The organism is Leifsonia shinshuensis, assembly GCF_013410375.1.
Lineage (GTDB): Bacteria > Actinomycetota > Actinomycetes > Actinomycetales > Microbacteriaceae > Leifsonia > Leifsonia shinshuensis.
Window position 1 is genome coordinate 3,099,316 of record NZ_JACCFL010000001.1, and the last position, 19,286, is coordinate 3,118,601.

Annotated in this window: 16 protein-coding genes and 1 tRNA gene; 5 read left to right on the forward strand and 12 right to left on the reverse strand. The window is 72.1% G+C overall.

Annotated elements, in window-relative coordinates:
- Positions 1–109 precede the first annotated feature (109 nt).
- A complete protein-coding gene (locus HNR13_RS15075) occupies positions 110–1,048 on the forward strand; it encodes a TetR/AcrR family transcriptional regulator (RefSeq protein ID WP_179607030.1) in 939 nt (312 codons plus the stop codon).
- A gap of 122 nt (positions 1,049–1,170) precedes the next feature.
- Here HNR13_RS15075 and prmC read toward each other — a convergent pair whose 3' ends face one another.
- Complete coding sequence (prmC, locus tag HNR13_RS15080; protein WP_179607032.1) at positions 1,171–2,046, reverse strand: peptide chain release factor N(5)-glutamine methyltransferase; 876 nt, start codon at positions 2,044–2,046, stop codon at positions 1,171–1,173.
- Positions 2,047–2,108: 62 nt separating this feature from the next.
- On the opposite strand from prmC, the gene cysK reads away from it, so the two are divergent.
- Together cysK and epsC are read left to right on the forward strand one after the other, a co-directional pair.
- Positions 2,109–3,047 (forward strand): cysteine synthase A, encoded by a 939-nt coding sequence (cysK, locus tag HNR13_RS15085; protein ID WP_179607034.1) that lies wholly within the window; start codon positions 2,109–2,111, stop codon positions 3,045–3,047.
- Between the two features lie 4 nt (positions 3,048–3,051).
- The gene (gene epsC, locus HNR13_RS15090) at positions 3,052–3,621 is read left to right on the forward strand and encodes a serine O-acetyltransferase EpsC (RefSeq protein WP_179607036.1); all 570 of its coding nucleotides are present in this window, start codon (positions 3,052–3,054) and stop codon (positions 3,619–3,621) included.
- A 73-nt stretch (positions 3,622–3,694) separates the two neighbouring features.
- On the opposite strand, the gene prfA is transcribed toward epsC, so the two are convergent.
- From prfA to argS, 8 genes are all read right to left on the reverse strand, one after another.
- The gene (gene prfA, locus HNR13_RS15095; protein WP_179607038.1) at positions 3,695–4,771 is read right to left on the reverse strand and encodes a peptide chain release factor 1; all 1,077 of its coding nucleotides are present in this window, start codon (positions 4,769–4,771) and stop codon (positions 3,695–3,697) included.
- A gap of 87 nt (positions 4,772–4,858) precedes the next feature.
- Positions 4,859–7,051, reverse strand: coding sequence for a transcription termination factor Rho (gene rho / locus HNR13_RS15100; protein ID WP_179607040.1), 2,193 nt, complete (start codon positions 7,049–7,051; stop codon positions 4,859–4,861).
- Between the two features lie 260 nt (positions 7,052–7,311).
- Positions 7,312–8,268, reverse strand: coding sequence for a homoserine kinase (thrB, locus tag HNR13_RS15105; protein WP_179609535.1), 957 nt, complete (start codon positions 8,266–8,268; stop codon positions 7,312–7,314).
- Between the two features lie 2 nt (positions 8,269–8,270).
- Entirely contained in the window at positions 8,271–9,392 is a 1,122-nt protein-coding gene (gene thrC / locus HNR13_RS15110) for a threonine synthase (RefSeq protein ID WP_179607041.1), read from the reverse strand.
- Positions 9,392–10,747: a homoserine dehydrogenase gene (locus tag HNR13_RS15115; protein WP_179607043.1), complete on the reverse strand. Its 1,356-nt coding sequence runs from the start codon at positions 10,745–10,747 to the stop codon at positions 9,392–9,394. The genes thrC and HNR13_RS15115 overlap by 1 nt, the downstream gene beginning before the upstream one ends.
- On the reverse strand, positions 10,744–12,159 hold the full coding sequence (gene lysA / locus HNR13_RS15120; protein WP_179607045.1) for a diaminopimelate decarboxylase: 1,416 nt from the start codon (positions 12,157–12,159) through the stop codon (positions 10,744–10,746). Before lysA ends, HNR13_RS15115 begins: the two co-directional genes overlap by 4 nt.
- A 136-nt stretch (positions 12,160–12,295) precedes the next feature.
- Positions 12,296–13,120: an LmeA family phospholipid-binding protein gene (locus tag HNR13_RS15125; RefSeq protein WP_179607047.1), complete on the reverse strand. Its 825-nt coding sequence runs from the start codon at positions 13,118–13,120 to the stop codon at positions 12,296–12,298.
- A gap of 4 nt (positions 13,121–13,124) precedes the next feature.
- On the reverse strand, positions 13,125–14,828 hold the full coding sequence (argS, locus tag HNR13_RS15130) for an arginine--tRNA ligase (RefSeq protein WP_179607049.1): 1,704 nt from the start codon (positions 14,826–14,828) through the stop codon (positions 13,125–13,127).
- A gap of 99 nt (positions 14,829–14,927) precedes the next feature.
- On the opposite strand from argS, the gene HNR13_RS15135 reads away from it, so the two are divergent.
- Together HNR13_RS15135 and HNR13_RS15140 are read left to right on the forward strand one after the other, a co-directional pair.
- On the forward strand, positions 14,928–15,539 hold the full coding sequence (locus HNR13_RS15135; RefSeq protein WP_179607051.1) for an iron ABC transporter ATP-binding protein: 612 nt from the start codon (positions 14,928–14,930) through the stop codon (positions 15,537–15,539).
- A gap of 81 nt (positions 15,540–15,620) precedes the next feature.
- Positions 15,621–15,693, forward strand: a tRNA-Arg gene (locus tag HNR13_RS15140).
- 96 nt (positions 15,694–15,789) lie between these two features.
- Here the strand turns inward: HNR13_RS15140 and HNR13_RS15145 are convergent.
- The 3 genes from HNR13_RS15145 to HNR13_RS15155 form a co-directional block, all read right to left on the reverse strand.
- Positions 15,790–16,749: a trypsin-like serine peptidase gene (locus HNR13_RS15145; protein WP_179607053.1), complete on the reverse strand. Its 960-nt coding sequence runs from the start codon at positions 16,747–16,749 to the stop codon at positions 15,790–15,792.
- 121 nt (positions 16,750–16,870) lie between these two features.
- Positions 16,871–17,140, reverse strand: a complete 270-nt coding sequence (locus HNR13_RS15150) for an HPr family phosphocarrier protein (protein ID WP_179607055.1) — start codon at positions 17,138–17,140, stop codon at positions 16,871–16,873.
- Positions 17,141–17,199: 59 nt separating this feature from the next.
- Complete coding sequence (locus tag HNR13_RS15155) at positions 17,200–19,266, reverse strand: fructose-specific PTS transporter subunit EIIC (RefSeq protein ID WP_179607057.1); 2,067 nt, start codon at positions 19,264–19,266, stop codon at positions 17,200–17,202.
- Positions 19,267–19,286 lie beyond the last annotated feature (20 nt).

Genomic DNA, 19,286 nt, shown 5'->3' on the forward strand with positions numbered 1-19,286 from the left:
CCTTCCTGATTCTGTGTATCGAGCAAACTGTTTATGGCGCACACCATTTCGTTTAAGTGATACACAGTTCTAGGATGGGTGTCAACACCGAACCGGAGAGGCGTGCGGAATGGCCGACGAAGTCGAACAGGCGCTGCCGCGCGCCGTCGCGCTGAGCTGGGGCATCGCCGAGCGCCCGCAGCGCGGACCGAAACGCGAGCTCAGCATCGAGCGCATCGTGGACGCGGCGATCGGCGTCGCCGACGCGGAAGGCCTCTCCGCGGTCTCGATGAGCCGGATCGCGACCGAGCTCGGCTTCACCACGATGTCCCTCTACCGCTACGTGACCGGCAAGGACGACGTCCTCGCGCTCATGCAGGACGCGGTCTGCGACGTCCCGATCCCACCGGAGGAGGCCGCCGGGTCCGACTGGCGCGGAGGCCTGCGCCGCTGGTCGATGGCGACCATCGAGGTGATCCAGGCGCACCCGTGGTTCCCGGACATCCCGATCTCCGGCATCCCGCTCATGCCGAACAACCTCGCCGTGCTGGACTGGGGCCTGCGCGAGATGCGGGGGCTGCCGCTGACCGACGCGGAGAAGATGTCCACCGCGCTGCTGCTGTCGTCGTACGCGCGCGCGGTCGGCGTGGTGGAGCGCGATGTGCGGCAGTCCCGCGAGAAGGGCGCCACGCCGCCGCAGAGCGGGGAGGCGTTCGCCGCCGCGCTCGCCGAGCTCGTCACGCCGGAGCGCTTCCCCGACCTGGCACCGCTGGTGGCCTCCGGCGGCTACTCGGACGGGGAGGACGAGCAGGACGACTTCGCGTTCGGGCTGGAGCGCATCCTGGACGGGATCGAGCGCTACGTGACCGCCCGCGCCGCGGGCGAGCCCATCGTCGCGTACGAGCCGCGGCCGGAGCCCGTGCCGCACGACAAGGCGGTCCGGGAGGCCGCGAAGGCGCGCCGCGAGGCGGAGAAGGCGCTGCGCGAGGCCCGCAAGCGGGAGCGCGAGGCGATCGCCCGCGCCCGCGAGCGCGCCGCGCGCGACGCGGACCGCGGGGCGCGCCGCTGACACTCGTCACGCCCAACAAGCGCACATTCAGCACGAATCGCGCCGCCCAACGAGCGCACATTCAGCACGAATGTCGCGAATGGCGCCGCCATACCCCACATTCGGCACGAGTCGCGGCGCGGTTATTTCAGCGCGGTGGTCGCCCGGTCCCGGGTGGTGAGGTCGCGGTGGGTGGCGGCCGCGCGCCAGCCGTCGGCGGTCAGGAGGTCGCGGATCTGCGCGCCCTGGAGCTCGCCGTGCTCCAGCACCAGCGTGCCGCCCGGCCGCAGCAGCCGGCGGGCGACGCCGGAGATGACGCGCACGACGTCCAGGCCGTCGGCGCCGCCGTAGAGCGCCGCCGCCGGGTCGAACAGCCGCACCTCCGGGTCGCGCGGAATCGCGTCGTCCGGCACGTACGGCGGGTTGGAGATGACGACGTCCACGGTGCCGTCGAGCTCGGGGAGGGCGTCGGCGAGGTCGCCGAGCACGGCCTGGAGGTTCGCGGCTCCCACCGCCTCGACGTTGCGGCGGGTCCACGCGAACGCCTCCGGCGACTTCTCCACCGCGTAGACGCGCGCGTGCGGGACCTCCGTCGCCATGGCGAGCGCGATCGCCCCGCTGCCCGTGCCGAGGTCGACGCCGACCGGCTCGGCCGACGGCACCGCCCGGAGCGCGTCGATCGCGAACTGGACCACCTGCTCGGTCTCCGGGCGCGGCACGAAGACGCCGGGGCCGACGGCGAGCTCCAGCGCGCGGAACGGCGCCGTGCCGGTGATGTGCTGCAGCGGCTCGCGCGTCGCGCGGCGAGCGGTGAGCTCGCGGACGCGCTCCGCGTCCTCGCCGTCGATCGTCGAATCCATCACCACGAGCGCCTGGACGCGGCCGCGGCCGACGCCGAGGACGAACCCGACGAGCAGGTCGGCGTCCACCTCGGGGTCGGGGACCCCCGCCTGGGCGAGCGCGGCGACCGTCTCCTCGCGGACGGAGCGGACGGTGGCGGGGGCTGCGGTGTCGGACATGGCCCGACGAGCTTACCGTCACAGGCCTTCACCGAGGCTCCGGGCGGAATAGAGTGAGCACCATGCCCGCGAAGATCTACGAGAACATCACCGAAACCGTCGGACGCACTCCGCTCGTCAAGCTGAACCGGCTCGCCGCCGACACCGGCGCGACCGTGCTGGCGAAGCTGGAGTTCTTCAACCCCGCCGCCAGCGTCAAGGACCGGATCGGCGTCTCGATCATCGACGCCGCCGAGAAGGCCGGCGCCCTCCGCCCGGGCGGGATCATCGTGGAGGGCACCAGCGGCAACACCGGCATCGCCCTGGCGATGGTCGGCGCCGCCCGCGGCTACAAGGTCATCCTGACCATGCCGGAGACCATGAGCAAGGAGCGGCGCGTGCTCCTGCGCGCGTTCGGCGCCGAGATCGTCCTCACCCCCGGCCCCGAGGGCATGCGCGGCGCGGTCGAGGCCGCCAAGAAGATCGTCGCCGAGAACGACAACGCCATCTGGGCGCAGCAGTTCGCCAACGAGGCCAACCCCGCCATCCACCGCGCCACCACCGCCGAGGAGATCTGGGCGGACACCGACGGCGGCGTCGACATCTTCATCTCCGGCGTCGGCACCGGCGGCACGATCACCGGCGTCGGCCAGGTGCTCAAGGAGCGCAAGCCCGAGGTGCAGATCATCGCGGTCGAGCCGGCCGACTCCCCCATCCTCAACGGCGGCAAGCCCGGCCCGCACAAGATCCAGGGCATCGGAGCCAACTTCGTCCCCGAGATCCTCGACACCTCCGTCTACGACGAGGTCATCGACGTGTCGTTCGAGGACTCCATCGAGGTGGCGAAGCGGCTCGCGAGCGAAGAGGGCATCCTCGCCGGCATCTCCTCCGGAGCGATCGTCTGGGCCGCGCTGCAGGTGGCCGCGCGCCCGGAGAACGCGGGCAAGACCATCGTCGCCGTCGTCTGCGACACCGGTGAGCGCTACATCTCGACCGCCCTCTGGGCGGACCTGCTGGACTGACCGCGTGGCCCTGTTCCGGGCGCGCGAGGACATCCGCAACGCGCGCACGCACGACCCCGCCGCGCGCGGGGGCGCCGAGATCGCGCTCGTCTACTCCGGGCTGCACGCGGTCTGGTCCTACCGCGTCGCGCACCGGCTATGGCGCGCCGGGTTCCGGATGCCGGCGCGGATGCTGTCGCAGTTCACGCGCTTCCTGACCGGCATCGAGATCCACCCCGGCGCCCGCATCGGCCGGCGCTTCTTCATCGACCACGGGATGGGCGTCGTCATCGGCGAGACCACCTGGATCGGCGACGACGTGATGCTCTACCACGGCGTGACCCTCGGCGGACGCGGCAGCGGCCACGGCAAGCGGCACCCGACCATCCACGACCACGTGACGATCGGCGCGGGCGCCAAGGTGCTCGGCGCGATCGAGATCGGCACGCGGACCGTGATCGGCGCGAACGCCGTCGTCGTGCACGACGCCCCGCCGGACTCGGTGCTCACCGGCGTCCCCGCCCGCGCACGCCCGCGCTCCGGCCACGAGCAGATCGCCGGCGACGAGTGGCTGGACCCCGCCCTCTACATCTGACCGCAACTGCCGAGTACGCAGATTATCTGCGTACTCGGCAGTTCTCAGCTGAATAATCGCGTACTCGGCTGTTTCAGTCTTGGGCCAGGTCGGCCAGGCGGGCCTCTTCGTCGGCGAGGATGTTGGAGTCGATGACGGGGTCGAGGGCGCCGTTCATGACCGAGTCGAGGTTGTAGGCCTTGTAGCCGGTGCGGTGGTCGGCGATCCGGTTCTCCGGGAAGTTGTACGTGCGGATGCGCTCGGAGCGGTCCATCGTGCGGATCTGGCCCTTGCGGAACTCGGCCGCCTCGGCGTCCGCCTCCTCCTGCTGCTTCGCGAGCAGGCGAGCCCGGAGCACGCGCATCGCGGCCTCGCGGTTCTGCAGCTGGCTCTTCTCGTTCTGCATCGACACCACGATGCCGGTCGGCACGTGGGTGATGCGCACGGCCGAGTCCGTCGTGTTGACCGACTGGCCGCCGGGGCCGGACGACCGGAAGACGTCGATCTTGAGGTCGTTGGGGTTGATCTCGACCTCTTCGGGCTCGTCGACCTCCGGGAACACCAGCACGCCAGCGGCGGAGGTGTGGATGCGGCCCTGCGACTCCGTCGCCGGCACGCGCTGCACGCGGTGCACGCCGCCCTCGTACTTCAGGTGCGCCCAGACGCCCTCGGCCGGGTCGCTCGAGTTGCCCTTGAACGCCACCTGGACGTCCTTGATGCCGCCGAGGTCGCTGGAGGTCTGCTCGATGATCTCGGCCTTCCAGCGCTTGGAGTCCGCGTAGTGCAGGTACATGCGCAGGAGGTCGCCTGCGAACAGCGCGGACTCGGCCCCGCCCTCCCCCATCTTGATCTCCATGATGACGTCGCGGCTGTCGTTGGGGTCCCGCGGGATCAGCAGCCGGCGCAGCTTCTCGCCGGACTCCTCCAGGCTCTGCTCCAGGCCGGGGATCTCCTCGGCGAACGCCTCGTCCTCCGCGGCCAGCTCGCGCGCGGCCTCCAGGTCGTCCGACAGCTGCTTCCACTGGTTGTACGAGGCGACGATGCGCGACAGCTCGGCGTAGCGGCGGTTCACCTTCTTGGAGCGGACCGGGTCGCTGTGCAGCTCCGGGTCGGAGAGCTGCTGCTGGAGGTCGTCGTGCTCGGCGATGAGGCCGCTGACCGACTCGAACATGCGTGACTTCTTTCTGGGTGGCGCCGTCGGGGAACGAGAAAGCGCCCGCCGCCGCGCACAGGGCACGGCGGACGGGCGCTTCGTCAGCTAGCGGTGGTCGTTCTCGTGGCCGTGCGAGTGGGCGTTGCCGTGACCGTTGGCCGGCTGCGGCATCGACTTCTGCACCTGCATGAGGAACTCGACGTTGCTCGAGGTCTCCTTCAGGCGGCCGAGCACGATCTCCAGGGCCTGCTGCTGGTCGAGGCCGGCGAGCGCGCGACGCAGCTTCCAGGTGATCTTGACCTCGTCCTGGCCCATCAGCATCTCCTCGCGGCGGGTGCCGGAGGCGTTGACGTCGACGGCCGGGAAGATGCGCTTGTCGGCCAGCTGGCGCGACAGGCGGAGCTCCATGTTGCCGGTGCCCTTGAACTCCTCGAAGATCACCTCGTCCATCTTGGAGCCGGTCTCGACCAGCGCCGAGGCGAGGATGGTCAGCGAGCCGCCGTGCTCGATGTTGCGCGCGGCGCCGAAGAAGCGCTTCGGCGGGTACAGCGCGGAGGCGTCGACACCGCCCGACAGGATGCGGCCGGAGGCCGGGGCCGTCAGGTTGTACGCGCGGCCGAGGCGGGTGATCGAGTCGAGCAGCACGACCACGTCGTGGCCGAGCTCGACCAGGCGCTTGGCGCGCTCGATCGCGAGCTCCGCGACGGTGGTGTGGTCCTCCGCCGGACGGTCGAAGGTGGAGGCGATGACCTCGCCCTTCACCGTGCGCTGCATGTCGGTGACCTCTTCGGGACGCTCGTCCACCAGCACGACCATGAGGTGCACCTCGGGGTTGTTGGTGGTGATCGCGTTGGCGATCTGCTGCATCACGATGGTCTTGCCGGCCTTGGGCGGCGCGACGATGAGGCCGCGCTGGCCCTTGCCGATCGGGGCGACCAGGTCGATGATCCGCTGGGTGACCTTGGTGGGCTCGGTCTCCAGGCGCAGGCGCTCCTGCGGGTACAGCGGGGTGAGCTTGCCGAACTCGACGCGGGTCGCGGCCTCCTCGATGGTCTGGCCGTTGATCGAGTCGACCTTCACGAGCGCGTTGTACTTCTGGCGGCTGTTGTTCTCGCCCTCGCGCGGCTGGCGGATGGCACCGACCACGGCGTCGCCCTTGCGCAGGTTGTACTTCTTGACCTGGCCGAGCGAGACGTAGACGTCGCTGGCGCCGGGCAGGTAGCCCGTGGTGCGGACGAACGCGTAGTTGTCCAGCACGTCCAGGATGCCCGCGACGGGGATCAGCACGTCGTCGTCGGCGATCTCGGGCTCGAGGTCGTCGCCGCCGGTGGCGCCGCGGCGCTTGCGGTTGCGGTCGCGGTAGCGGCCGGCGCGGTCGCCCTCGGCCTGCTGCTGCTGCTGCGGACCGCGGTTCTGCTGCCCGCCCTGCTGGCCGCCGTCGCCCTGGAGGTCCTTCGGCTGGTTCTGCTGGCCCTGCTGGCCACCCTGGTTCTGGCCGCCCTGCTGGTTCTGGCCCTGGTCGCCGTTCTGGCCGCCCTTGTTGCGGTTGCGGTTGCGGCGGCTGCGGCCGGACGGCTGCTGCTCGCCCTGCTCGGCGGCGTCGCCCTGCGGCTGCTCGCTCTGAGCGGGAGCCTCGGCCGACTGCTCGTCGGTCTCCTGCGCCGCGCCGTTCTGCTGGCCGTTCTGGCCACGGCCGCGGCGGCGGCGGCCGCCCTGGCCGTCGCGCTGCGCCTGCTCGCGGGAGGCGAGCGCGGAGTCGAGCAGTGCGTCGACGTCCGGAATGAGCGACTCGACACCGGTCTCGCCGGTGTTGACGTGGGCGCCCGCGGCCACGCTGGACGCGGGGGCGATGCTCGTGCCGTCCGGGCTCGAGGCGCGGCGGGAGCCGCGGCGGCGCGGCTCGGCGGCGACCTGCGCCGTCAGCGGGTCGCGGCCCAGGAGTGCGTCGCCCGTGCCCAGGAGGTCGTCGCCGGCGATCGGCTCGTCGGCCACGGGCTCGGCGATGAGCGGCTCGATGAGCACCTGGGAGGCCGCGGTCGCGTGGTCGGCAGGCTGCTCGGTCTCGGCGGGGGCCGTCTCGAGCGAGACGGGCGCCGCCGCTTCCTGCTCGGCAGGAGCGTCGGCGGTCCCGGCGGCCGCGGCGCGAGCCGTCGCGATCGCCTCGACCAGCTCGCCCTTGCGGAGCCGGGTCGCGCCCTGGAGGCCGAGCTCGGCGGCGAGAGCCTGTAGCTCCGCCACCTTGAGCGAGGTCAGGTCGCTGGTGTCCACGCCCCCGGCGTGGAGTTCGACATCAGTCACTGAAGAGGATTCCTTTCCCCCGGCGCGCACTCTGCGCGCCGCTGTGGAGCACTCGTCACGTGAGCCTGCCTTACCGTGCTGCGTTCGGATCCGCGCTACGGTGCGCTCTGGATACCCGGATGCTCCGGATATCCGAAAAGCGCAGGCAGGAGTGACGGCATGATTGCTAAGAGATCACCCGGAAGCTGGATTCGCTCGTGACGCGGGTTCTTCACGGGTGCACTCGGTAGTTTACCACCTCGGAACGTGCGCTTCTGACGCTAGGCCGCCGGTGTGTCCACGTCGTCGGCGGCCACCGCGGTGACCGTCGCGCCCTTGAAATCGACCGCGAGCATGAGCGGCTGCCAGGCCGTCTGCGCCTCGCGCGCGACGAGCTCCGCCGCGGCGAGCCGCTGGCTCGGGTCGCTGCAGAGCACCAGGATCGAGGGCCCGGCGCCGGAGACGACCGCCGCGAAGCCGTTGGACCGCAGCAGCGTGATCAGCCGGTCGGTCTCGGGCATCGCCGAGGCGCGGTAGCTCTGGTGGAGCTTGTCCTCGGTGGCGGCGTGCAGCAGCTCGGGGCTCTGGATGAGCGCGGCGACCAGCAGGGCCGAGCGGGAGACGTTGAACACGGCGTCCTCGTGCGGGACCGACTGCGGCTGGAGGCTGCGCGCGAGCGCCGTCGACATGACGTGCTCCGGCACGAGCACCAGCGGGGAGACCCCGCGGTGCACGATCAGCTTCTTGAACCGCGGGCCCTCCGGGGTGACCCAGGCGATCGTCAGTCCGCCGAAGAGGGCGGGCGCGACGTTGTCGGGGTGGCCCTCCATGTCGTTCGCGAGCGCGAGCAATGCCTGGGCGTCGAACTCGGCGACGCCCTCCAGCAGACCCTTCGCGGCCATGATGCCGGACACGATCGCGGCGCCGGAGGACCCGAGGCCGCGGCCGTGCGGGATGTTGTTGCGCGCGACGAGGTCCAGCCCGGGCAGGGCGACGCCGACCGACTCGAAGGTGTGGGCGATCGCCCGCACGACGAGGTTGCTCTCGTCGGTGGGGACCTCCCCCGCGCCGACGCCGACGACCTCGACGGTCGCGCCCGGCTCGTCGCGGACGGAGACCCGCAGCTCGTCGTACAGCGCGAGCGAGAGCCCGAGCGTGTCGAAGCCGGGACCGAGGTTGGCGCTCGTCGCCGGGACCTTCACCGCGACCGCGCGCCCGCGCAGGTCGGCGGTGCGCAAGGTCACGCCGACGCTCCCGAGGTGGCGACGAGGCCGAGGACGTCCGCGATCGCGCGGGTGTCCACCGGGACGCTCGTCGGCTGCACGTCGGAGCCGTCGGCCGTGCGGAGGGCCCACTGCGGGTCCTTCAGGCCGTGGCCGGTGACGGTGAGCACGACGGTGGCGCCGGCGGGGATGACGCCGGCGGCGGAGCGCTCCAGGAGGCCGGCGACGCTGATCGCGCTCGCGGGCTCGACGAAGATGCCCACCTCGGCCGAGAGGATGCGGTGCGCCTCCAGGATGCCGGCGTCGTCGATCGCGCCGAAGTAGCCGTCGCTGTCGTCGCGCGCGTTGAGCGCGAGCTCCCACGACGCCGGGTTGCCGATGCGGATCGCGGTGGCGATGGTGTCGGGGTCCTTGACCGCGTGGCCGAGCACGATGGGCGCGCTGCCCGCGGCCTGGAAGCCGAACATCCGCGGCAGCTTCGTGGCCTCGCCGCGCTGCAGCTCCTCGGTGTAGCCGCGGTGGTAGGCGGTGTAGTTGCCGGCGTTGCCGACCGGGACGATGTGGAAGTCCGGCGCGTCGCCGAGCACCTCGACGACCTCGAACGCGGCCGTCTTCTGGCCCTCGATGCGGTCGGGGTTGACCGAGTTGACCAGGTGCACCGGGTAGTTGGTGGCCAGGTCGCGGGCGATGTCGAGACAGTCGTCGAAGTTGCCCTGCACCTGGAGGAGCTGCGCGTTGTGCGCGATCGCCTGGCTGAGCTTGCCCATCGCGATCTTGCCCTCCGGCACCAGGACGACGGCCTGGATGCCGGCGTGCGTGGCGTACGCCGCAGCGGACGCCGAGGTGTTGCCGGTCGAGGCGCAGATGACGGCCTTCGCGCCGTGCTCGACGGCCTTGGAGATCGCCATCGTCATGCCGCGGTCCTTGAACGACCCGGTCGGGTTCATGCCCTCGAACTTGACGAAGACGTTCGCGCCGGTGCGCGCGGACAGCGCGGGGGCGGGCAGGAGCGGCGTGCCGCCCTCGCCGAGCGTCACGATCGGAGTCGCCTCGGAGATGTTCAGGCGGTCCGCGTACTCGCGGAGCACGCCGCGCCACTGCCGGCTGTACGACTTCGGCCCATTCGACGACTGGGGCATTACGATCCTTCGACTCGGAGAACGGAAGAGACGGCGGTCACCACGTCGCTCGCGGCGAGCGCCTCCACGGTGGCCGCGAGCGCGGCCTCCTCGGCTTCGTGGGTGCCGATCACCAGGGTAGCGGTGGGCGCGGCTGCGCCGTGAATCGGATGGTTACCGGAGATGACGACGGCGCCGGTGGAGCTCGGCACGGACTGCTGCACCGTCTCCACGCTCACGCCGCCGTCGCTCAGGATGCGGGCGACCTTGGCGAGCACGCCGGGCTGGTCCGCCACCGAGAGGGTGATCTGGTACCGGGTGACGACGCGGCCGATGTCGAGCACCGGGAGGCCGGCGTGCGTCGACTCCGCGACGCCCGGGCCGCCGACGACGTGCCTGCGGGCGGCGGAGACGACGTCCCCGAGCACGGCGGAGGCCGTCTCCACGCCGCCGGCGCCCGCGCCGTAGAACATGAGGTCGCCCGCGGCCTCGGCCTGGACGAACACCGCGTTGTGGGCCCCGCGCACGGCGGCGAGCGGGTGCTCGCGGCTGATCAGCGCCGGGTAGACGCGGGCGGAGACGCCTTCCTCCCCGGTCTCCGGGTCGGTCAGACGCTCGCAGATCGCCAGCAGCTTGATGACCGAGCCGGCCTCGCGCGCCGACTCGACCTGCTCGCGGGTGATCGCGGTGATCCCCTCGCGGTAGACCTGCTCCAGCGGCACGGTGGTGTGGAAGGCGAGGCTCGCGAGGATCGCCGCCTTCTGCGCGGCGTCGTAGCCGCCGATGTCGGCGGTCGGATCGGCCTCCGCGTAGCCGCGGTGCGTGGCGGTGGCGAGCGCGTCGGCGAGCGTCTCCCCCGTCGCGTCCATGCGGTCGAGGATGAAGTTGGTGGTGCCGTTGACGATGCCGAGAATCCGGGAGACCGTGTCCCCGGCGAGGCTGTCGCGCAGCGGCCGGATGATCGGGATCGCGCCCGCCACCGCGGCCTCGTAGTAGAGCTGTGCGCCGACCTGCTCCGCGGCCTCGAACAGCTCGGGGCCGTGCGTGGCGAGCAGCGCCTTGTTGGCGGTGATGACGTCGGCGCCGGAGTTCAGCGCCTCCAGCACATAGCCGCGGGCCGGCTCGATGCCGCCCATCAGCTCCACGACGATGTCGGCGCCGAGGATGAGCGAGGTGGCGTCGGTGGTGAACAGCTCGCGCGGCAGGTCCACGTCGCGGGGGGCGTCGACGTCGCGCACGGCGATGCCGACGAGCTCGAGCCGGGCGCCGACGCGCGAGGCGAACTCGTCGCCCTGCTCCAGCAGCAGCCGGGCCACCTGGGAGCCGACGGAGCCGGCGCCCAGCAGCGCGACACGGAGGTTGCGGTATTCGATCATCGCGGGGTGCTCCCGTTCTCGTACGCGGCGTCGCGTGCCAGCAGGTCCGCCTCGGTCTCGCCGCGCACGATGACGCGGGCCTCGCCGTCTCGCACGGCGACGACCGGAGGACGGCCGAGGTAGTTGTAGTTGCTGGCCAGCGACCAGCAGTAGGCGCCCGTCGCCGGCACCGCGAGGAGGTCGCCCGGGGCGACGTCGCCCGGGAGGTACTCGGCGTCCACGACGATGTCGCCGCTCTCGCAGTGCTTGCCCGCCACGCGCACGAGCGCGGGCGCGGCGGCGGACGCGCGGCCGGCGATCCTGGCCGAGTAGTCGGCGCCGTAGAGCGCGGGCCGGGCGTTGTCGCTCATCCCGCCGTCGACGCTCACATAGCGGCGCACCGCGGTCTCGCCGTCGTCCTGCGCGGACACCGTGACGTCCTTGGTGGTGCCGACGGTGTACAGAGTGAGGCCGGCTGTGCCGATGATCGAGCGGCCCGGCTCGAAGGCGACGGCCGGGAACGGGATGTCCAGGTCCTCGCAGCCCGCCGCGACGGTCTCCGCGATGCTGCGGGCGAGGGTCTCGATCGGGGCGGGGTCGTCGGCCGCGGTGTACGCGATCCCGAAGCCGCCGCCGAGGTTGAGCTCGGGGACGTCGCCGCCCGCCAGCAGCTCCTTGTGGACGGCGAGCAGCCGGGCGGCGGACTCCGCGAAACCGTCCGCTCCGAAGATCTGCGAGCCGATGTGGCAGTGCAGGCCGAGGAAGGCCAGCCCGGCGTGCGCGCGGATCCGCGCGACGGCGTCGGCGGCGTCGGCGAGCGCGATGCCGAACTTCTGGTCCTCGTGGGCGGTCGCCAGGAAGGCGTGCGTGTGCGCGTGCACGCCGCTGTTCACGCGCAGGCGGACCCGCTGGACGACGCCGTGCCGCGCAGCGGCCTCCGCGATCCGGTCGATCTCCTGGAGGCTGTCGATGATGAGCGCGCCGACGCCCGCCGCCACCGCGCGGTCGATCTCGGCGGCGGACTTGTTGTTGCCGTGGAAGCCCAGCCGCTCGGCCGGGACGCCCGCGGCCAGCGCGACGGCGAGCTCGCCGCCCGAGCAGACGTCGATGTTGAGCCCGGCCTCGGTCATCCAGCGGGCGATCTCGATGGAGAGGAACGCCTTGCCCGCGTAGTACACGCGGGCGGCGGAGCCGACCTCGGCGAACGCGCGCTGGAACGCCGAGCGCACCTCGACGGCGCGCTCGCGCGCCTCCGCCTCGTCCACGACGTAGAGCGGCGTGCCGAAGCGCTCGGCCAGCTCGGCGACGGGGACGCCGCCGACGACGATGGCGCCCTCGTCACGGTGGACGGTGCGCGACCAGAGGCCGGGGACGAGCGCGTTCGCGTCGTCGGGCTCCCTGAGCCACGGGGGTGCGAGCGGATTCGATGCCATGGGGACAACCTCACGAGTACGGAAATCACAAGTCGACGAGTGGGGTTCTCTCTGGCGAGCGGACCCGGATTGGCCCCTGAAGCCGGTGGAGAAGCTGGAAGCAGTCTATCGACGCGCCGCGCACCGCTTCGCCGTGTTACGAGCAGCTCCCCTTGCTGTGCAGGAACTTCTCGTCCATGACGAAGTTCGACGCGGTCAGCGTGACGGTGGCGCGATTCGGCGTGACGTGGATGTCGCTGACCTGCACGCCGGCGGGGAGGTACTGCGCCGCGCACAGCGGGAACGGCCCGCTCGCGGTCAGCGCCTGGAGCAGCTTGGTGACGTTCACGTTGCCCGACCCGGCCGAGACGCTGGCCTTGCCCGGCGTGAGCAGGACGGTGCTCCCGTTCGCCTTCGCGGTCGCGCTCACCGTGTAGTCGACCGGGAGGCCGAGCAGGTCGATGCTCCCGTCGTAGCCGAGCACCCCGTCGCCGAGGGTGATGTCGCCCTTCGCGCCGGGGATGGTGACGAGCTTGTTGAGCGAGTCCTGCGAGATGCTCAGCGTGCCCGTCGCGGACTGGATGGGCTTGCTGAAGTCGGCGGGGACGCCCGTCGCGTGGATGGCCGCGCTCAGCGGGGCGCCGTTGACGGTGGCGTGCGGGGCGTTCAGGTCGACGCTCTCGAAGCTGCCCTGGAGGAACTGCGCGATCACGGAGAAGCCGCCGATGTGCACGGTGACGTCGCCCTTCACCGTGTCCGGGAGGTTCTTCTCGATCTCCGCGGCCACCCGCTGCTCGGCGACGGCACGGGTGACGGAGTCGGCGACCACGAGGAGCAGGACGACGACGACGATCGGGATGACGATCCGCAGGACGGTCCTCAGCCGGCGCGGCCGGCGGGCGCGCGGCGGCGCGGCCGCGGCGCCGGCGGGCGGCTGCGCGCCGGTGAGGACCTCGGTGGGCTGATCGCGCTGGTCGCTCATGACGTCACATCCGCTCCGGAGCGGACACCCCCACCAGCCCGAGGCCGTTGCGGACGACCTGGCCGGTCGCGTCGTTGAGCCAGAGGCGGGTGCGGTGCGCGTCGGTCACGGGCTCGTCGCCGTGCGGCAGCACGCGGGTGGAGCCGTCGCGCACGGCGTACCAGGCGTGGTACAGCCCGGCGAGCTCCTCGATGTAGCGGGCGACGCGGTGCGGCTCGCGGAGCTCGGCGGCCTGCGCGATCACGCGCGGGAACTCCTGGAGCCCGCCGAGGAGCGCGCTCTCGGTCTCGTGCGTCAGCAGCTCCGGCTTGAACACGCTGCGGTCGACGCCGGCCTTGGCGGCGTTGGCGGCGACCGAGCAGGTGCGGGCGTGCGCGTACTGGACGTAGTAGACCGGGTTCTCGTTGCTGCGCTTGGCGAGCAGGTCGAGGTCGATGTCCAGCTGCGAGTCGGTGGACGAGCGCACCAGCGAGTAGCGGGCGGCGTCGACGCCGACCGCGTCCACCAGGTCGTCGAGGGTCACGATGGTGCCGGCGCGCTTGGACATCCGGACCGGCTCGCCGTCCTTGACCAGGTTGACCATCTGCCCGATCAGGATCTGCAGGTTGACGTTCGGGATGTCGCCGAAGGCCTCCGTCATCGCCATCATGCGGCCGATGTAGCCGTGGTGGTCGGCGCCCAGCATGATGATGTTCTGCTCGAAGCCGCGCTCGCGCTTGTCCAGGTAGTAGCCGAGGTCGCCGGAGATGTAGGCCGGCTCGCCGTTGGACCGCACGACGACGCGGTCGCGGTCGTCGCCGAACGTGGTGGTGCGCAGCCAGATCGCGCCGTCGGCCTCGAAGATGTGGCCGAGCTCGTCGAGGCGCGCGATCGCGCGCTCCACGGCGCCGGACTCGTGCAGCGAGTCCTCGTGGAAGTAGACGTCGAAGTCGACGCCGAAGGAGTGCAGGCGGTCCTTGATCTCCTGGAACATCAGCTGGGTGCCGATGCGGCGGAAGACCTCCTGCTGCTGCTCACGGGGCAGGCCGGCCAGGTCGCCGATCTCCGGGTCGGCCGCGGCGCGGTCCGCGACCTGGGCCGCGATCTCGCCGATGTAGGCGCCGCCGTAGCCGTCCTCCGGGGTCGGCTCGCCGAGGTAGGCCGCGAGGAGGCTGCGCGCGAAACGGTCGATCTGCGAGCCGTGGTCGTTGAAGTAGTACTCGCGCGTCACGTCGGCGCCCTCGGCCTGAAGGATGCGGGCGAGGCTGTCGCCCACGGCCGCCCAGCGCGCGCCGCCGAGGTGGATCGGGCCGGTCGGGTTGGCCGACACGAACTCGAGGTTCACCAGGAGGCCGTCGTACAGGTCGCCGCGGCCGTAGGCGTCGCCGGCCTCCACGATGGTCTGCGCCAGCTTGCCCGCGGCGGCGGCCTCCAGGCGGAAGTTGATGAAGCCGGGGCCTGCGACCTCGGCGGAGGCGACGCCGTCGATCGCGGCGGCGCCCTCGGCGATCTCGCCGGCGAGCTCGCGCGGGTTGGCGCCGAGGCGCTTGGCGAGCCGCATCGCGACGTTCGACGCCCAGTCACCGTGCTCCCGGTTCTTGGGGCGCTCCAGCGGGATGTCCTCCGCCGTGATCGTGAGCTCCGGGATGCTCTCGTCGGCCTCGCGTCGGCGGCTGACCACGGTCGTCACGATGGCGAGCAGGGCGGCGGAGAGGTCAGCGGGAGTCATGAGGAACAAGTCTAGTTCCCACTCCGAGCTAACCCGATCCGGGTGTTGATAGGGTGCGATGCGATACGCACCGGCCGACACGGAAGACGCACACCCCGCATGCAGCAGCACACAGCACGGACCCTCGCCGCCCTCGCGATCGCCGCCGCCGCCGTCACGCTGGTCGGGTGCACCTCGGCCGCGAAGCCGGGCACGACCTCCTCCTCGTCCGCGCAGGCGGGCGGCTCGCAGGGCGGCCCGGCGGCCACGCCGACGCCGACGCCGACCGCGACGGTGCCGCCCACGCCGGTCACGCTCACCTGCGACCAGGTCCTCACCGCCGACCAGGTGTACGCGTACAACCCCAACTTCTCGAAGGACCCCGGCTACGCGCCGACCGCAGGCACGCTCGAGAAGCAGGTCGCCGACTGGCAGGGCGTCACCTGCGCCTGGAAGAACCAGACCAGCGGGGACGTCGTCCAGATCGCGATCGCCATGCCGCCCTCGGACAAGCTCGAGGGGCTCAAGAACACCGCGATCACCGTGGCCCAGCCGGTCCCCACCTACGGCACCCCTCCGCAGGTGGAGGGCTACTTCAAGCCGGGCACCGCAGGCCAGGTGCAGGTCTTCCGCGGCAAGTACTGGGTCGTCGCCGAGTCGACCGCGTTCTTCGAGCCGGGCGACGCCGCGCCGGTGATGCAGAGCGTCCTGGGCAACCTGCCCGCGAGCTGAGCCGCGCCCGGTCGGGGCCGCTCCACCGCCGCGCTGGACGGGCACGGCGCGAAAGGATGCTAGCCTGGACGGGCACTCCTGGCCCCCATAGCTCAGGGGATAGAGCGTCTGCCTCCGGAGCAGAAGGCCGTAGGTTCAAATCCTACTGGGGGCACATCGGAACGCCGGAAGGCCCCCTCGCAGCGAGGGGGCCTTCCTGCATCAAGAGGGGCCTGCATCCAGACGGGCCCGCGTCATCAGGGACCGGTGTTCAGCGGCTGCCGACCGCATCGCGGAGCGCGTACACGTCGGGCGGGAGCGGCGCGGCGAACAGGGCGGTCCCCGCGCACGCCCCTCCGCCGCCCGGGGCGCTCTCGCAGCGGGAGGTCACGGCCCAGATGTAGCCCTGCCCCGACGGGAGCACGTCCTTCAGCCACGGGCCTCCGCTCGCGCCGTGGTTGAAGTCGCACCCCGCTCTGGCGTCCGGCGCGTAGCTGAACGGGCGGGTGGTGGTCACCACGCAGCGGTAGGCGACCTGACCGGTGTACGGGGCGTCGCCCGGGTAGGCCCAGATCTGCGCATCCGGCACGACGTGCCCGGCGCCGCCGACGACGGCGTTGCCGCCCACCCGGTCCACGAGCTGCCGGCCGTTGTCCGCGGCGAGCCGCACGAACGCGTAGTCGTGGTCCCACTTCTTGCTCTGCGTCCACTCGGGCGGGGCGCCCACGGCCGTCGCCGTCCAGTAGCCGTGCACGGACGGCCCGTTCTTCCAGCCCGGCGCGAACAGGAAGTCGTCGTAGTAGCGCTGCCCGGCCCCGCCCGCGTGGACGCAGTGGGCCGCGGTGATGATGAGGTTGCGCGTCGCGCTGTTGACCGCCGCGGCGGTGCAGTACGCGTCACCGGTGGGCTTGCGGAAGAACAGCCTCCCGACGGTGACGTTGACTCCGGCGCCGGAGCCGGACGACGCCTGGTCGGCGCTCCCCAGCGCGGCCACCGGGGGCGGCTGGGTCGCCGGCTCTTCCTGGTCCGGCTCCGCCGCCCAGATCTTCTCGGACGTCCAGTAGGCCCTCGCCCCCTGCGGCGACTCCGCGGCTGGCTCCGCGGCCGACGCCGGCGCGAGTCCGCCGACGGCGACCGCGGCGGCCGCGGCCAGCACCGCCGCCGCCCGCAGGACGCCAGCGAGTGCGGCCGATCCTCTGACCGAGTGCGTGCTGGCTGAATGTCTGCGCATCGTCGTCCCCCTTCCCGCTCCCGCGGCCCCGGCGGACGCGCCTTCCCGAGCGGTGTCCTTCGACGCTAGGGCCGGGACCCGCCGCGCCGCGTCGTGCTCGGGAGGGGGCGACGCTCAGCCGTCACACGGCGTCGAGGTCGGTCTCCAGGAGGACGACGAGCTCGTCCAGTGCGCCTTCGGCGCCCGGAGCGTCCGACCTCAGGGTGACGACCGTGCCCTTGCTCGCGGCGAGGCCCATGAGCGAGAGGATGCTTCCCGCGTTGAGGTCCGGGCCGTCGCCGACCGCGATCGTGACGGGGATCCCCTTCTCCTGGACGGCCTGCACGAACAGTTTGGCGGGGCGGGCGTGCAGCCCGGAGCTGCTGGCGACGGTGGCGGTGCGCTCGGTCATCGGTGTCTTCTCTCGGAGGTCGTTGTCGGTGGAGTGGTGGGGATCGGGACCGGGCGCGGTCAGGCCGCGACGGTCTCGCGGACCGGCTGCTCGGCCTCCGCCTGCTGCGTCACGACGCGGGGCGCCGCGAACCGCTTGAGGCCGACGACCAGCACGGCGGTGACGAGCGTGCCGGCGACGAGCGCCAGCAGGAAGCCCCAGATCGGATCGATCGCGAAGAACACGAAGATCCCGCCGTGCGGCGCCCGCGAGCTCACGCTGAAGGCCATCGCCAGTGCCCCGGCGACCGCGCCGCCGGCCAGGTTGGCCGGGATGACGCGCAGCGGGTCGGCGGCCGCGAACGGGATCGCGCCCTCGGAGATGAAGGAGGCGCCGAGCAGCCAGGCGGCCGCGCCGTTCTCCCGCTCGACCTGGGTGAAGCCGCGGCGGTAGAGCACGGTCGAGGCGAGCGCCATCCCGAGCGGGGGCACCATGCCGGCGACCATGACCGCCGCCATGATGTGGAAGCTCGCATCGGTCTGCTGAGCCAGGCCGGCGACCGCGAACGCGTAGGCCACCTTGTTGACCGGGCCGCCGAGGTCGAAGCACATCATCAGGCCGAGGATGACGCCGAGGCCGATCGCGCCGGCGCCGGAGAGGCCGTTCAGGAACTGGGTGAGCTGGGTCATCAGCCAGGCGATCGGCGCGCCCAGGATGAGCAGCATCAAGCCGGAGGCGATGATCGAGGCGCCGAGCGGGATGATCACGACGGGCATCAGGCCGCGCAGCCAGCGCGGCACGGCCGGGCGCCCGATCAGCCAGGCGGCGTAGCCGGCGAGCAGGCCGCCGATCAGGCCGCCGAGGAAGCCGGCGTTCATGAAGACCGCGATGGCGCCCGCGACGAAGCCCGGTGCGATGCCGGGCCGGTCGGCGATCGCGAAGGCGATGTAGCCTGCCAAGGCCGGGACCAGGAAGCCGAGGCTCACGCTGCCGATCTCGAAGGCGATCGCGCCGAGGTAGTAGCCGAGGCCCTCGGGCGGCAGGTTCCAGATCGCGTAGTGGGTCAGGGTGTACACGGCGTTGTTCATGCCGGACGTGCCGTGCGCGAGGGCGATCCCGTAGCCGCCGAGGAACGGCAGGAAGCTGATCGCGATGAGCAGGCCGCCGCCGGCGACGAACGGGATCATGTAGCTGACGCCGGTGAGCAGGATGCGCTTGAGGTTGGCTCCCCAGGAGAGCGTGGCCGCGGTAGAGGCGGCGGACGACCCTCCGGTGGCGGTCACGCGTGCGCCGCGCGGGTCGGCCGCGACGGCGACCGCCTCGGCGATGAGCTGGTCGGGCTGCTCGATGCCGCGCTTGACGGTCGAGCGGACGACCGGCTTGCCCGCGAAGCGCGCCTCCTCCCGCACGTCGACGTCGTTGGCGAAGATGACCGCGTCGGCGTCGTCGATGACGCTCTGCGGGAGGGCCTGGTAGCCGCTGGAGCCCTGCGGCTCGACGGCGAGGGCGACGCCGTTCTTGGTGCCGGCGGCGGTCAGCGCGTCCGCGGCCATGAAGGTGTGGGCGATGCCGGTGGCGCACGAGGTGACTGCGACGATGCGGGCGGGGCGGCCGTCGATCAGCAGGGCGCTGTCGGTCGCGGGAACTGGGCTCGCCGACGGCGCGGCCGCAGCCGGCGCCGCCGCAGGCTCGCCCTCGCCGATCGCCTCGTCCACGAGCGCCACGACGTCCTCCGGGGTCTTCGCGGACCGCAGGCCCGCGGTGAACTCCTCGGTCATCAGGCTGCGAGCGAGCTTGGACAGGACGGCGAGGTGCGCCTCCGCCGCGTCGGCCGGCGCCGCGATCAGGAACACGAGGTCGGCGGGGCCGTCCGGCGCGCCGAAGTCGACGCCGGGCTCCAGCCGGGCGAAGGCGAGGGTGGGGACGGTCACCGACGGGCTCTTGGCGTGCGGGATGGCGATGCCGCCGGGGAGGCCGGTCTCGTCCTTCTGCTCGCGGGCCCAGGCGTCGGCGTACAGGGCGTCCGCGTCGTTGGCGCGCCCCTCCGCGACGACGCGGGCGGCGAGTGCGCGGATGACGGCGCTCTTGTCCCCGACGACGCCGCTGTCGAGGCTGACGAGCGCCGGGGTGATGGTCTTCGATGACACGGTTTCCTCCAGGGTGTCGC